The sequence below is a fragment of the Ensifer sp. Root278 genome (assembly GCF_001429285.1).
In the GTDB taxonomy this organism is placed as follows: domain Bacteria; phylum Pseudomonadota; class Alphaproteobacteria; order Rhizobiales; family Rhizobiaceae; genus Ensifer.
In genome coordinates this window covers 346,623-360,266 of record NZ_LMJJ01000023.1, presented here as the reverse complement: position 1 = coordinate 360,266, position 13,644 = coordinate 346,623, and the positions used below count along the sequence as shown (strand labels likewise).

13 protein-coding genes are annotated in these 13,644 nt (G+C 63.5%); 7 read left to right on the top strand and 6 right to left on the bottom strand.

All coding sequences use genetic code 11. The features are described from left to right. Positions 1-2: 2 nt before the first annotated feature. The 3 genes from ASE60_RS18090 to ASE60_RS18080 form a co-directional block, all read right to left on the bottom strand. On the bottom strand, positions 3-668 hold the full coding sequence (locus tag ASE60_RS18090) for an amino acid ABC transporter permease (RefSeq protein ID WP_057251921.1): 666 nt from the start codon (positions 666-668) through the stop codon (positions 3-5). A gap of 71 nt (positions 669-739) precedes the next feature. Beyond that, positions 740-1,546: a transporter substrate-binding domain-containing protein gene (locus ASE60_RS18085; RefSeq protein WP_057251920.1), complete on the bottom strand. Its 807-nt coding sequence runs from the start codon at positions 1,544-1,546 to the stop codon at positions 740-742. A 235-nt stretch (positions 1,547-1,781) separates the two neighbouring features. Continuing rightward, positions 1,782-3,299, bottom strand: a complete 1,518-nt coding sequence (locus ASE60_RS18080; RefSeq protein ID WP_057251919.1) for an aldehyde dehydrogenase (NADP(+)) — start codon at positions 3,297-3,299, stop codon at positions 1,782-1,784. Between the two features lie 155 nt (positions 3,300-3,454). Between ASE60_RS18080 and ASE60_RS18075 the strand changes: the two genes are divergently transcribed. Next, positions 3,455-4,492 (top strand): Ldh family oxidoreductase, encoded by a 1,038-nt coding sequence (locus tag ASE60_RS18075; RefSeq protein ID WP_057251918.1) that lies wholly within the window; start codon positions 3,455-3,457, stop codon positions 4,490-4,492. Between the two features lie 109 nt (positions 4,493-4,601). On the opposite strand, the gene ASE60_RS18070 is transcribed toward ASE60_RS18075, so the two are convergent. Both ASE60_RS18070 and ASE60_RS18065 read right to left on the bottom strand, forming a co-directional pair. Further along, complete coding sequence (locus tag ASE60_RS18070; RefSeq protein ID WP_057251917.1) at positions 4,602-5,564, bottom strand: dihydrodipicolinate synthase family protein; 963 nt, start codon at positions 5,562-5,564, stop codon at positions 4,602-4,604. Between the two features lie 113 nt (positions 5,565-5,677). Continuing rightward, positions 5,678-6,388 (bottom strand): GntR family transcriptional regulator, encoded by a 711-nt coding sequence (locus ASE60_RS18065; RefSeq protein ID WP_057252112.1) that lies wholly within the window; start codon positions 6,386-6,388, stop codon positions 5,678-5,680. 335 nt (positions 6,389-6,723) lie between these two features. Here ASE60_RS18065 and ASE60_RS33900 point away from each other — a divergent pair, with 335 nt between their 5' ends. The 6 genes from ASE60_RS33900 (at position 6,724) to ASE60_RS18040 (ending at position 12,546) form a co-directional block, all read left to right on the top strand. Beyond that, positions 6,724-6,870, top strand: coding sequence for a DUF1127 domain-containing protein (locus tag ASE60_RS33900; RefSeq protein ID WP_064817045.1), 147 nt, complete (start codon positions 6,724-6,726; stop codon positions 6,868-6,870). Between the two features lie 203 nt (positions 6,871-7,073). After that, on the top strand, positions 7,074-7,589 hold the full coding sequence (locus tag ASE60_RS18060; protein ID WP_057251916.1) for an EVE domain-containing protein: 516 nt from the start codon (positions 7,074-7,076) through the stop codon (positions 7,587-7,589). Positions 7,590-7,712: 123 nt separating this feature from the next. Beyond that, the gene (locus tag ASE60_RS18055) at positions 7,713-8,594 is read left to right on the top strand and encodes an AraC family transcriptional regulator (RefSeq protein WP_244495654.1); all 882 of its coding nucleotides are present in this window, start codon (positions 7,713-7,715) and stop codon (positions 8,592-8,594) included. Positions 8,595-8,741: 147 nt separating this feature from the next. Then, on the top strand, positions 8,742-9,350 hold the full coding sequence (locus tag ASE60_RS18050; protein ID WP_057251914.1) for a 2Fe-2S iron-sulfur cluster-binding protein: 609 nt from the start codon (positions 8,742-8,744) through the stop codon (positions 9,348-9,350). A gap of 2 nt (positions 9,351-9,352) precedes the next feature. Then, positions 9,353-10,330, top strand: a complete 978-nt coding sequence (locus ASE60_RS18045) for a xanthine dehydrogenase family protein subunit M (protein ID WP_057251913.1) — start codon at positions 9,353-9,355, stop codon at positions 10,328-10,330. Then, positions 10,327-12,546 carry a xanthine dehydrogenase family protein molybdopterin-binding subunit gene (locus ASE60_RS18040; protein ID WP_057251912.1) on the top strand — a complete coding sequence of 740 codons (2,220 nt, stop codon included), beginning with the start codon at positions 10,327-10,329 and terminating at the stop codon, positions 12,544-12,546. Before ASE60_RS18045 ends, ASE60_RS18040 begins: the two co-directional genes overlap by 4 nt. 64 nt (positions 12,547-12,610) lie before the next feature. On the opposite strand, the gene ASE60_RS18035 is transcribed toward ASE60_RS18040, so the two are convergent. Further along, positions 12,611-13,546: an AraC family transcriptional regulator gene (locus ASE60_RS18035; RefSeq protein WP_057251911.1), complete on the bottom strand. Its 936-nt coding sequence runs from the start codon at positions 13,544-13,546 to the stop codon at positions 12,611-12,613. Positions 13,547-13,644: the final 98 nt, after the last annotated feature.

Genomic DNA, 13,644 nt, shown 5'->3' with positions numbered 1-13,644 from the left:
CCTTAGTAGCGGAACATGCGCGCGGCGAGCAGACGGGCTGCCAGCGTCACGGCCTTGGCGATCAGGTAGTAGATCACTGCGGCGATCGCGAAGAATTCGAAGGTGCGGAACGAGCGGGCGTTCAGTTCCTGGGTGATGCCCGCAAGGTCGGTGTTCATGCCGACGGTAACTCCGAGCGAGGTCATCAGGATTGCCCAGACCATCTGGTTGGTAACGGGGAGGAAGGCGATGCGCAGCATCTGCGGCAGCACGATGTAGCGGAAGGCCTGCACCGGCGTCATGCCGAGCGAGCGGCCGGCGCGCGTCTGGGTGTCGGGAATGGCCTTGAGGGCGCCGCGGAAGTTTTCCGCGAGATAGCCGGCGTTGTTGAAGGCGATCCCGGCGAGCAGCGCCGTATAGGGGCTCAAGTGGATGCCGAAATTGCCGAGGCCGAAATGGGCCATGTAGATCTGGAACAGCGCCGGCGTGTTACGGGCGATTTCGACCCAAGCGGTGGCAAAACCGCCGAGAATGCGATTGCCGGACAGGCGGCAGGCCGTCAGCGCCAGCGCCAGTGCCAGGCCGATGACCATCGAGAGCAGAGCCACCTGCAAGGTGACCAGCGCTCCATCGAGCATCTGCGGCAGGGCTTTCAGCGCCTGGTTCCAATGGAAGGTATAACTGAACATGTTTCGTCTCGCCTCTTCGGAAACGAATAGCGGCGCGAAGCTACACTTCGCGCCGCCAGATGGACGGCAGATTAGCGGTAAACGCCCTTTGCCGTAAGGTCTGGCAGTTCGCCGCCGACCCACTTTTCATAGAGCTCAGCGTAGCGGCCGGTGCGGACCTGCTGGTTGATGAAAAGGTTGAGGAAGTTGACGAAGCCGTATTCTTCGCGGTTGGTGAAGAGCGCGACGTAGTCGGTGTCGAACGGAGCCTTGCCGACAACGGCGATGCCCGGGAACTTGCCGGTCTTCACGTTGGCCTGCGCAACGGTCGAGGTCGAAACCGTGGCGTCGATCTGGCCCTGGCTCAGAGCGAGGAAGACGTCGGCCTGGGTCTGGTACGGACGGAACTCGCCGGCGCCCCATTCCTTGACCTGTTTTTCAAGCGCGATGGCTTCGAAGGTACCGGCGGTGGCGCCGACGACCTTGCCCTTCATGTCTTCGAAGGACTTGACGCCCGACTTTTCATTGGCGGTCACGGCCATTTCGAAGGCGAAGTAGGGGATCGTCATGCCGACGGTCTTGGCGCGCTCAAGCGTGTCCGAGGTCGAGGCAACGCCGACGTCGACACGGCCCGACATCAGAGCAGGAATACGCTCCGGGAACGGGGTTTCGACGATTTCGGCGGTGACGCCGAGGGCCTTGGCGAGGTCATTGCAGTAGTCGACGTCAAAACCGATCGGATTGTTGTTCTCGTCGCGAGAACCCATCGGCGGGAAGTCGAGCACGACCGCGCAACGCAGCGTTCCCGAGCCGATGACGTCATCCAGCTTGTCGGCATGGGCCTGGCTGGTCAGAGCAGCGGCCGCAACGAGGCCGAGCGCAAGCACCGAAGTCTTCATTATCTCTCTCCCTGAAATGAGTGCCGTTTGACGGCTGGGGCACTATTCCGTTTTAGAGAGCGTAAATCAATAGAAAAATACAATTAGTATACAAAAAGTATATCATCATAACGCAGAACGCACGCAGACATCCCATTTGTTTCGCCAAATGGGATGTCTGCGCAGCGATCTGTCGTGTCTCATACGTGAGAGCGGACTGCGGGCGGCAAGCCGCCCACCCATTTCCTCTTCCGTTTTAGCCCTGGAAATCCTCGGGCAGCAGGGCTTCCGGCATGTTCTGGTAGGCGACCGGCCGCAGGAAGCGGCGGATCGACAGGGTGCCGACGCTGGTCGCGCCGAAGTTGGTCGAGGCCGGATAAGGTCCGCCGTGGACCATGGAATCGACCACCTCGACGCCGGTCGGGAAACCATTGACGAGCACGCGGCCGGCCTTGCGCTCGAGGATCGGGCGCAGACGACGGGCGGTTTCGAGGTCGGCCGTATCCATGTGGATCGTCGTGGTCAGTTGCCCCTGGAATCCACGGGCAAGCTGTTCCATCTCGCCGGTCGAACCGACGCGGACGACGAGGCCGAGCGGACCGAAGACTTCTTCGCCGAGCGCATGGTCGGCGAGGAACTGGTCGCCGGTCGTTTCGAACAGGTTCGGCGAGACCGAGCGGCCTGAGGATTCGGTCACGAGCAGTGGCTTGACGGTATTGCGGCTTTCGAAGTGCGCCTTGCCGTCGTGGTAAGCCTTGGCGATGCCGTCGGTCAGCATCGTCTGCGGCGCCACCTTGCCGAGCGCTTCGACGGCGGCGGCGGTGAAGCGATCGGCGTCAGCGCCTTCAACAACGACGGCGATGCCGGGATTGGTGCAGAACTGGCCGGCGCCCATGGTCAGCGAGCCGGCCCAGCCCTGGCCAAGGCCTTCGGCGCGCGCCTTGAGTGCTTCCGGCAGCAGGAACATCGGGTTGACCGAACCGAGCTCACCGAAGAACGGGATTGGTTCCGGGCGCGCGGCGCAAAGATTGAAGAGCGCACGGCCACCGGCGAGCGAACCGGTGAAGCCGACGGCCTTGATCAGCGGATGCTGCACCAGCGCTTCGCCGACCTGTCGGTTACCGCCTTGGATGAGCGAGAATACGCCCGGATGCACGCCCGTCTTGCGGATCGCGGCTTCAACAGCCTGCGCGACGATTTCGCCGGTTCCGGGATGGGCCGAGTGGCCCTTGACGACCACGGGGCAACCGGCGGCAAGTGCGGCGGCCGTGTCGCCGCCGGCGGTCGAGAAGGCGAGCGGGAAGTTCGAGGCGCCGAAGACGGCGACCGGGCCGATCGGCCGCTGGATGAGGCGGATCTCCGGACGCGGCGCCGGCTGGCGCTCGGGCAGTGCGGCATCGAAGCGGCGGTCGAGATACTCGCCCTTCTCGATGTGGTCCGCGAACAGGCGGAGCTGGCCGGTGGTGCGGCCGCGTTCGCCCTGCAGGCGGGCTTCCGGCAGGCCGGTTTCTTGGGCGCCGATCTCGGTGATCGCCTCGGCACGCGCCTCGATCTCGTCGGCGATCGCGCGCAGGAAGGCGGCGCGCTCGGCGCGGGTCGAATAACCGTAGCTCAGGAATGCTTCTTCCGCGGCTTCAGCCGCACGGTTGACCAGGTCAACGGTGCCGGTGGCAAACTGATGGACCGGTCCGTGAGCGGGTGCGGATGCGAAGGTGCCCGCGCCGTCGAGCCATTCGCCGGCGACAAGGTGTTTTCCTTTGGGGGTGAAGGCCATCTGGCGATCCTTTCTCTCGATCCCGGATTGCCTTTTGTGGCAGAGGGATCATGGCTGAATTGCACTTGTCGGATCTTTGTATACTATATGTATGCAGAACATCAATCGCCTGACTGGCTCATCCGGATCAGGCGCAGCATTTGAGAGGGAGAGAGATGAGCGAAACCAATACCCTGACGATTTCAGCACTTTTCGAGCGCGTCGAGGCGATCTTCCTGAAGGCTGGGCTCAACGGCGTTCAGGCAGGCGCACTTGCTCGCGTGATCGTCGCCGGCGAGCGTGACGCCTGTAAATCGCACGGCATCTACCGCATCGAAGGGGCGCTGCGCACTGTCAAGGCCGGCAAGGTGAAGGCAGATGCCGTGCCCGAGCTCGACGCGCAGGAAGGCTCGGCCATCGTCAAGGTCAATGCCAAGGGCGGTTTCGCCAATCCGGCCTTCGAGCTCGGCCTGCCGGTTCTCGCCGAACGCGCCCGTGCTTTGGGCATCGCCGCGCTGGTCATCAATGATTGCACCCATTTCTCGGCGCTTTGGCCCGAAGTGGAAGGCTTGACCGGCGAAGGGCTGGCGGGCCTCGTCATGTGCCCGAGCTATGCGACGGTTGCGCCGACCGGCGGCAACAAGCCGCTGCTCGGCACCAACCCCTTCGCCTTCGGCTGGCCGCGCGAAAACCAGCCGCCCTACGTCTTCGACTTTGCGACCTCGGTTGCTGCCCGCGGCGAGATCGAGCTGCACCGCCGCGCGGGGAAACCGCTACCCGAGGGCTGGGCGATCGACGCCGAGGGCAACCCGACGACCGATCCGGAAGCAGCCCTTGCCGGCGCCATGCTGCCCTTCGGCGGCCATAAGGGCTCTGCGATCGGCACGATGGTGGAGCTTCTCGCCGGCATCATGATCGGCGACCTCACGAGCCCGGAAGTGCTGGATTATCTCGGCACGACGACCCTTGCGCCCTTCCACGGCGAACTGATCGTCGCCTTCTCGCCGGAGAAGTTTGCAGCCGGAAGGCCCGGTAATCCGTTTGCCCGCGCCGAAGTGCTGTTCGAGGCGATCGTCGGCCAGGGCGCCCGCCTGCCGTCGCAGCGCCGTTTCGCGGCGCGCGCCAAGTCGGAGGCCGAAGGCGTCGTCCTCAACACATCCGAGATCGAGCAGCTGGACCGGCTGCTTGCCCTCGGGATTGACGCCATCGCGTAAGCCGATACTTACGCGAACTGTACTCTCCTCGACACGCCGTCGAGGTCGCCAGACGAAAAAAAGGCCCTCCAACCGGAGGGCCTTTTTCAATTGCGGGCCGATCGAACGATCAGGCCTTGCACTTCTGGACAGCGCCCGGGAGCTTGCTCCATTCGGCGTACCAGCTGTTGAACAGCTTGAACTGGGCTTCGACGTAGCCGCGCTGGCTGTCCGAAAGCACGTCGCTTTCGTTGAAGTGCAGCGTGTATTCGTTGTCGCCCTTCAGCACCATCATGTGCTTGAAGTAGAGAACGAGGTCCGGGCCTTCGTCGAAGGACGAGAGCACGGCGAGCGCCTGTTCCAGTTCCAGTGCGCGCTGGCGGGCGTCGACGTCGCCTTCGGCGGCGGCACGCGACAGGTTGCACATGTGGATGACTTCCTTCGGCAGCACGCAGCCGATGCCGGTGATGGCGCCGGTGGCGCCGCAGTTGACGAAACCGTGGAACACGGCCGTGTCGACGCCGATCATCAGCGAAACGCCATCGTCACGGCTGGTGATGTTTTCGGCCGCATAACGCATGTCGGCAGCGCCGCCGAATTCCTTGAAGCCGACGAGGTTCGGATGTTCGGCGCGCAACGCGAAGAACAGGTCGGCGCGGGTGGCAAAGCCGTAATAGGGGCTGTTGTAGATAACGGCCGGCAGGCTCGGGGCGGCCGAAAGAATGGCCTTGAAGTGGTTCTTCTGGGCGGCGACGACCGAACCACGCGACAGCACGCGCGGGATGACCATCAGGCCCTGGGCGCCAACCTTCTCGGCGTGCGCCGCATGGGCGACGGCCGACGCGGTGTTGACGGCGCCGGTGCCGACGATAACCGGGATGCCGGCCTTGACCAGGCGCTCGACGCCTTCCATGCGCTGCGCATCGGTCAAGAGCGGCCAGTCACCCATCGAGCCGCAATAGACGACGGCGGACATGCCCTGAGCGATCAGCTCCTGGCCCTTGCGCACCAGCGCGTCGAAATCGGGGGTGCGGTCTTCCTTGCAGGGGGTCATCAGCGCCGGGATGACGCCGGTGAAAATCTGAGCCTTCATCTGAAACTCCTCTCGGCTTTGTCTTCGGGGCAACGGCGCACGCGCGCCCTTGCCTTTGATCTAGACAATAGCCGTTTGTATTTTATTTGTCGACAAGAAAAATACAAAGATCTCTAAAGGGCGATATCAAGCTTATTATTGCGGGCAAAGAGCTTCTGTACCTGCTCGACGATCTGCTCGGCATGCGCCTTGCCGAGACGGTCCGCCGTCTCGATGTCGCGCGCCGCAATTGCAGCGATGATCGCCGCGTGCTCGTCGACGAAGCGCTGCGGGAACTGCTCCTCGTAGGACTGGTAGTAGAGGCGCAGGATGCGCCGCCCCTCGTCGAGCAGCCGGCGGAACAGGCTGGTGAAATAGGGATTGCGGCCGGCCTCGGCGATCGCCGCATGGAAAGCGGCATTGGTGGCGATCATCGTCAGCGCGTCGCGCGCCTGGACGGCCGCGGCATAGTCCTCGTGGAAGCCGCGAATGATCGGCAGGTCTTCCGGGCGGTGGTTCTGCGCCGCAAGCCGCGTGGTGACGCGGTACATCAGCACCAGGGCGTCGAAGAACGGGTTCAAGTTGAGGAAGTCGATGTTCGCTACCATCGTCGAGCGGTTGGGCAGCGTGTCGATCAACCCTTCGCCGGCAAGTCGGACCAGCGCCTCGCGGATCGGCGTGCGCGACATCTTCAGTCGCTCGGCAAGCTGCACTTCGTCGATCGGGCTGCCCGGCGGCAGCACCAGGTCGAGGATCTCGTCGCGCAGGAGGTCATAGACCATCTTCACGCCGGAACCGCGCTTGCGTTCGGGGATGGGGCTGTTGTCGGTGTCGATATCGGTCATCTCGGATTCCTTTGTCGACAAAAGAAATACTTGTCTCTGCCGTCGGGATCAACAGCTTCCGTGGCAACGATTGTGCGAGGCTGACATTTCGAATGCACGCAGCTGTTGCTTTTGCCTTCTGTCCGGTAGGGCGCGAACAAGGGAAGATCACAACGCGCGGGCTTTGCGCTTGACCTTGCGGCACGCAAAACGACCCATGCATTTCCCACATGGGAGCGCTGACTTTTGAGCGCTGCAACTTACCAAGGGCCTGAGTTATAAGGTGTTCATCGAAGCGAAACGAGGCGCCACGGACTGGCTGCCAGGCTTCGAAAGCCCATTGAAAGGGGGATCAAATGAACATCGCACGCTCCATCAACAACTGGCGCAAGTATCGTCAGACGGTCACCGAGCTGGGCCGCATGTCGAACCGGGAACTCCGTGACCTCGGCATCGAACGCGCCGACATCGACCGCGTCGCACGCACGGCCTTCGCCCGCTAAGGCGATCTACACAGACTGAAAATTTGCCAAGCGCCTGCATCTCCTGCGGGCGCTTTTGCTTTGTGGCGAACGGTTGCACGCGGGGCAACTGCTCCGCCGAAATCCAGGTTGCCCCGGCACCAATTCCTCGAATTCAATGCTGACAGAATCTGGCAGGGGTCGCGCGTAAAGTGCTCCCATGATCAGAGATCGAGGGATGACCGATGTTGGCGCAGGATGTGTTTCAAGTGGGTGCAGGAAGCCGGCAGGGCGAGCGCAACTTCTGGATCGGCGCGGTTTCCGGCGATGACATGCAGCATGCGCAGGAAGGCGGCTTCTCGCGATTCGGCCACGGCAACGTGCAGCCGTTGACGCGCATGAAGGCGGGCGACGGTTTTATCGGTTATTCACCCAACGCCGCCTTCAGCGGCAGAGCGGGGCTCGCTTGTTTTACGGCCATTGGTGTGGTCAAGGAGCGTCCGCCCCACTTCTTTGCAATGGGTGGAGTCGCGCCGCATCGCGGCGATATCGATTGGGCCGATAGTATGGAGGCTCCCGTCCGTCCGTGGCTCGACAGCCTGGAATTTGCCGAGGGCAATCGAAACTGGGATCAGAAACTTCGTTTCGGTCATTTCGCCATCAGCGAACATGATTTCCGCGTGATCGCGCGCGCCATGCATGCCGACCTTGGTGGCGTTTTCCCAAGGGTAGCCGAATACCGCCGGCAAGCCTGGGCGTGATTGCAGCCCGCGGGTCGAAAACTTGACCCGCGCGCGATATTTTCGCCCGCGGGGAAAGATGTTAGTTCTCCGGGAGATACCGCGTTTCTGGCTATCCACGAGAGACAAGATCGAATGGGCGGAATGGGACTTGCGGATACGGAGGCTCATATCCGTCGCTTGCAGCGGGGGTTTTCCCCGCCGGTCATTCCAGACGTGTTCTCCGGCGATACGCGCCTGGTCGGCCGTTGGCGCAACGAGCCCTTCGAGTACCACCTGCCACCACTGAAGGATCATATTCTCGCGGCGAAGTATGCAGGCGACGGGACTGCTTCGTTGAAGGTTGGTCGTCAGACGATCACCGCCCCGGCGCATGCCGGCACCATCACTTTTGCGCCCAGAGGGCACGAAGGACTTTGGCGCGCGGATGGTGCCGTCGAAGTGTCGAATATCTTTCTGGGGCACCAGCGCCTGCTTGCCTGCGCGGATCAGGTTGGGAATGGTCGTGAGCCCGAGCTTCTCGACCGCGTGAATTTCAGCGATCCCAAACTGTTTACGATCATGTCCTTGATCAACGACGAGATCAGTACCGGTGACGCGGTATCGCACCTGTTCATCGAGCAGCTTCTCGATCTTGTCTGTCTCCAGCTTCTGCGCGGGCACGCCGCAATATCCGTGCCCCTCGCCCCCGGACCACGGGGTGGCCTTTCAGCCTGGCAGATCAAGCGTGTCACCACCTACATGCGTGACAATCTCACCAAGGATATTCGGCTTCAGGAACTGGCGGATCTCGTGAATCTCAGTCGTTTTCATTTCTGTACCGCTTTTCGTGTGGCGACCGGGCACACGCCCTATGTCTGGCTGACACGGCAGCGCATCGCCCACGCCAAGGCGCTGCTTGCGGACCGGACGCTGCGCATCACCGATATAGCTCTTGTCGTCGGCTATGAAACGCAATCGGCTTTCGCGTCGAGCTTTCGCAAGGTGACGGGCCTCACCCCGAGCGAGTTTCGCCGTCGGCTTTGACCTCGGCTGCGGCCGGGCCGGCGCTCCCGTGCGCCGGCGTCCTCGACCGCCGCAACTTTCAAGCAGGATCGAAAGATCGCAACAGTAACGCCGTCGTTCGACGCCTATCTTCTGCACGGTTTGGTGAGGCAGGAGAGTGTTTCCGACATGGTCGAAAATAGATCAGAATCCTATGTGCAAGGTCCGGTGCTGTCGCGCCGGGAAGCGCTTCTGGCAGGTGCCGGAACCGTGGCGCTGGCGGCGCTGCCGTCCCAGTCGACAGCAGCGACAGGTTCTCCGGCGAAGGAGGTAAGCCCCATGACCCTGACCATGACCGTGAACGGCGAACTGCATGTTCTGACCATCGACCCAAGGCAATCGATCCTGGACGTCCTGCGCGAGACGCTCGATCTCACCGGCACCAAGAAAGGGTGCAACCAGGGCGCCTGCGGCGCCTGCACGGTGCTTGTCGACGGCAAGCGCATCGTCTCCTGTCTCACACTGGCATGCATGCATGACGGCGCCAGGATCGAAACGATCGAAGGGCTCGAGAAAGATGGCGTGCTGCATCCGCTCCAGGAAGCCTTCGTGGCGCATGAGGGCCTACAGTGCGGCTTCTGCACGCCGGGGCAGATCATGTCGGGTGTCGGCTGTATCGCTGAAGGCCATGCCGGCTCGACGGACGAGATCCGCTTCTGGATGAGCGGCAACATCTGTCGTTGCGGCGCCTATCCCGGCATCGTCGCGGCTGTTGCCGACGCGGCGGGGAGGGACTGACCATGCTTCCTTTCACGATGGAAAAACCTGAGAGTGCCGAAGCGGCGATTGCGGCGGCCGCCGGCGGCGCGCGCTACATTGCCGGCGGCACCACGCTCGTCGACCTGATGCGCGAAGAGGTCGAGCGCCCGGAACGGCTCGTCGACATCAACGCGCTACCGCTTGGCGGTATCCGCGTTGAGGGCGACGACCTCGTCATCGGCGCGCTGGCTCGCATGTCCGAAGTCGCGGCCGATCGCAACGTCCAACGGCTGCAGCCATTGATCGCCGAAAGCTTGATTGAGGGCGCCTCGCCGCAACTGCGCAACATGGCGTCGATGGGCGGCAACATGCTGCAACGGGTGCGCTGTCCCTATTTCCGCATGCTGGACGCCGGCTGTAACAAGCGCACGCCCGGCTCCGGCTGCGCCGCCATCGACGGATTGAACGCCGGTCACGCGATCCTCGGCACCAGCGAGCACTGCGTTGCGACGCATCCCTCCGACGTCGCCGTCGCACTGGTGGCGCTCGATGCGACGATGCGGGTGCGGGGGCCTGAGGGCGAACGCAGCTTTCCGATCGAAGAACTCTTCCGGCTACCCGGAGATACGCCGCATCTCGAGCACACGTTGCTGCCCGGTGAGCTGATCGTCGAACTGCGTGTGCCCGGAGGGCCGTACAGTCGCCGTGCGCGCTATCTCAAGGTTCGTGACCGCGCCTCCTATGAATTTGCCCTCGTTTCGGCTGCCGCTGCACTTTCGGTCGAAGGCGGCGTGATCCGCGAGGCTCGCCTTGCCGTCGGCGGCGTCGGGACGAGACCCTGGCGCCTGCGCGATTGCGAAGCGGCCCTCGTCGGCAAGCGTTTGGAAAGGCCGGCATTCGAGGCAGCGGCGCATCTGGCAACACAGGGCGCGCGGCCGTTGCAGCACAATCACTTCAAGGTCGAACTCTTGCCGCGGACGATCGTCCGGGCACTCGAAATGGCAGGAGAAGTCGCATGACCGTCAGCACCATTGGAAATCCAATGACCCGCGTCGACGGCCGGGCCAAGGTTACGGGTCGGGCGCGCTATGCCGCCGATTTCAACCAGCCGGGTCAACTCTACGCGGTGATCGTCAGCGCCACCGTCGGTCTTGGCCGCATCACCGGAATTCAGGCTGCCGAGGTCGAGCGCATGCCCGGCGTCGTCGCGCTCATCACACACCGCAATGCGGAGAAGCTGGCCTATCTGCCGCACAAGGCCGGCATCGACCCCGCGACCGGCGAGCGGCTGCACGTGTTGCAGGACGATACCGTGCGCTTCTATGGCCAGCCGGTTGCGCTCGTCGTTGCCGACACGCTCGATCATGCCGAGCGCGCCGCCACAGCACTCCGCGTGACCTATGAGGCGCGGCCGCCGCTCGTCGACCCGATGGATCCGAAGGCGGAGAGCATTGTCCCCGATACACGCGGACGCGTGTCTCCCGACCGGGCGCGCGGCGACGCCGACAAAGCGGTGGCAGGAGCGCCTGTCACCCTCGATGCCACCTATGAGATGGCGCGGGAAAACCACAATCCGATGGAGCCACACGCAACCATCGCCGCCTGGAGCGGCGACCGGCTGACGCTGTGGAGCAAGAGCCAGTATCTCGTCAACGAGCAGGCGGAGATCGCTGCAGTCTTCGGCATGCCGGTCGAAAACATCGAGGTGATCTGTCCCTTTATCGGCGGTGCCTTTGGAACGAGCCTCAGGACATGGCCGCATGTGACGCTGGCGGCACTCGCCGCCCGTCAGGTCGGCAAGCCGGTGAAGCTCGTGCTCACCCGCAAGCAGATGTTCTTCACCACCGGCCACCGGCCGCGCACGCTTCAGCGCGTGGCGCTGGGCGCCACCAACGACGGCAAGCTCACCGGTGTTGTTCACGAAGGCACCGGCGAGACCAGCCGTTACGAGCAGTTCATGGAGGCGCTGACCGCAGTCACGGATTACCTCTATTCGTGCCCGAACGTACGCACCCAGTACCGGCTGACCGAACTCGACACCGGCACACCCAATCACATGCGCGGGCCGGGAGAGGCGAGCGGCATCTTCGCGCTCGAAAGCGCGATGGACGAGCTGTCCTACAAGCTCGGCATCGACCCGATCGAGCTTCGGCGCCGCAACGAGCCCGAGAAGGACGAAGCGGAAAACAAACCGTTCTCGAGCCGCTCGCTGATGCAATGTTACGCGCTCGGTGCCGAGCGTTTCGGCTGGGCCCGGCGCACGCCCGAACCGCGCTCGATGCGTGACGGGCGGCTGCTGATCGGCATGGGCGCGGCCACCGCCACCTACCCGGCGTTCCATGCGCCGGCCAACGCCCGGGTGCGGCTGCTTGCCGACGGCACGGTCGAGGTCGAGGCGGCTGCGAGCGATATGGGGCCGGGGACCTATACGTCCATGACCCAGGTTGCCGCCGAGACGCTTGGGCTGCCACCGGAACGGATCCGCTTCCGGCTCGGCCGGTCAAGCTACCCGCAGACCCCATCGCATGGCGGTTCCTGGACCATGGCTTCGGTCGGGTCGGCCATCCAGGCGGCTTGCATCGAGGCGCAGGCGCAGGTCTCGCGTCTCGCCACGGCCGATTCTGCGTCGCCGCTCTACAATGTTGCGGCCGGGGAACTCGAGTGGAGCGACGGGCGGCTGCGGCGCCGCGGCGAAACGACGGGCATCAGCTATCGCGAGATCGTCGCCAAAGCCGGCGCGCCGATCGAGGCGGACGGTTCGGCCCAGCGCGATCCTGAGGTTGCCGAGCGCTATTCGATGCATTCCTTCGGTGCCGTCTTTGCCGAGGTCGCTGTCGATCCGGATGTCGGCACCATCCGTGTGCGCCGCATCGTCGGCGCCTATGGCATTGGTCGGGTCGTCAATCCGCTTCTCGCCCGCAGCCAGTGCACCGGCGGCATGATCGGCGGCATGGGCATGGCCCTGATGGAACGCACGGTTCTGGATAGCCGTGATGGCCGGCCGGTCAACGCCCATATGGCCGACTATCTCATGCCGGTGAACCTCGACATCCCCGAGCTCGACGCGCATTTCGTCGACGAGGTCGACCCGCACGTCAACGCCCTCGGCGTCAAAGGCCTCGGCGAAATTGCCCTGGTCGGAACGGCACCTGCCATTGCCAATGCGGTGTTCCATGCGACGGGGACGCGGGTTCGCTCGCTGCCGATCCACATCGAGGACGTGTTGACGGCGTAAGATTGCTTCTCTGCGCGGTGGTACCAGCGCTGAAACCCGGTGCCGCCGCGTCTGCGGGGGGGCGTTAGTCCGATGGCGCCCTATCGCCAATGTCCTCGGATGGCTCTTCGACGGAGCCGGCGGCGACGCTGGCATACATGCCGGTCGTGCGGAACTCGGTCGGGCTCAGGCCGAAGGACCGGCGGAAGACCTTGGCGAAGTAGTTGGGGTCTTCGAAGCCTGAGAGGATCGCCACCTCCTTGACCTGCAGGCTCGCCGTCTTTGTCAAAAGCTTCACGGCGCGCTGCAATCGCTTCTGCAAAACATATTCCGCTGGCGCCATGCCTTCGCTGGCGGCAAAGACGCGCGAAAAATGCGCGCGACTCAAGCCCGAGACGCGCGCCAGTTCCTCCACCGGGAGCGGGCTCTGCAGGTTGTTCATGATGTAGTCGACGACGCGGTGCATCGTCCTGTGCTCATGGCTGAACACCGGGTGCGAGCCGAAGACGTCGTCATAAAGCGCCATCGCCGCCTCATAGGCGATCGCGGAAGCGCGTCCGGGCGTCTCGCCGCCGCGGATCAGCCGCAGGCTGCAGTCAGCCAGATGCTCGATCGTTTCCGGCTGCAGCTTCAAAACCGGGCCGGTGACGGCGAGGATCGCGCGATGGACGCGCAAGGCTTCGTCGCCGTTCATCGAGATCCAGAAGAACTCCCAGCGCCCGCCGTCTTCCAGCCAGTAGCGATGATTGTGCGGCACGAGCAAAAGCAGCGTCTCGCCCTCGCGCACCCGATAGGTCCGGTTCTCGTAGCGCAGGTTTCCAGCACCCGCGATCGTGTGCTGCAGCACCGTGAACGGCGTATTGCCGCGCTTCCGCCCGTCCCAGTCATAGGTGGCATTGGTGCGGACTTCATAGCCGGTGCTGGTAGGCATCGTGTGCAGGCTCTGGCGCCCCCGCGGCAGCGAAACCGTTCGCATGATCGGGCCATTATTGATCAAATCGTGCAGCATAAAATTACCCATGAAAGCACAATACCGCTCTGGCGGGGTCGGCGATTATACACATAATGACGGCCAATCGCGCAACAGTCGGCTCTTGTAATCGAATGGAAAGACGGATC